General features: G+C 52.2%; 1 protein-coding gene. It reads left to right on the plus strand.

What is annotated here, in order from left to right:
• Positions 1 to 222 precede the first annotated feature (222 nt).
• Positions 223 to 381: a Y-family DNA polymerase gene (locus tag L6D89_RS32420; RefSeq protein WP_373875006.1), complete on the plus strand. Its 159-nt coding sequence runs from the start codon at positions 223 to 225 to the stop codon at positions 379 to 381.
• The last annotated feature ends 115 nt before the right edge of the window (positions 382 to 496 follow it).

Genomic DNA, 496 nt, shown 5'->3' on the forward strand with positions numbered 1-496 from the left:
CGAACAACCGAACGACTCCAGCCGACAACAGATGTGCACGCTCATGAAGTTCATTCAAAGTTTTTTGGGGCCTCGCGGCCCCAGGGACACGACATTCGAGGCGGGCAGCTAGTTGGCCGCATGGGGGGGGGTCGGACTGAAAAGCCCTGATTTAGGCTGCGAAGGACGAAAAATTGTTAGCGTAACAATATCGTTAAATATCAATATGTTATGCACTACTAACTGTTAGCGTCATTCAGATACAATGACGGCTGTGTCGTCAGCCGGAGCAACGAGGCCAAGGCCCTCGGCATTGCTATGGGGGAGCCTTTCTTCAAGATACGGGATCTTGTCGAGGAGCAAGGCGTCGTGGCATTCAGCAGCAACTACGCGCTGTATTAAGTTAGGTGGAATGCTTTTGAGCTAGGCTGAATCCGTTGACGCTCAGGGGGCGCCCATGACCACCACCCCATTGCACAAGCAAGTGTTAAGTCGTTATTCCAGTGTACAAGCTTGG

It is taken from the genome of Pseudomonas pseudonitroreducens, from assembly GCF_021603645.1.
GTDB lineage: Bacteria > Pseudomonadota > Gammaproteobacteria > Pseudomonadales > Pseudomonadaceae > Pseudomonas > Pseudomonas pseudonitroreducens.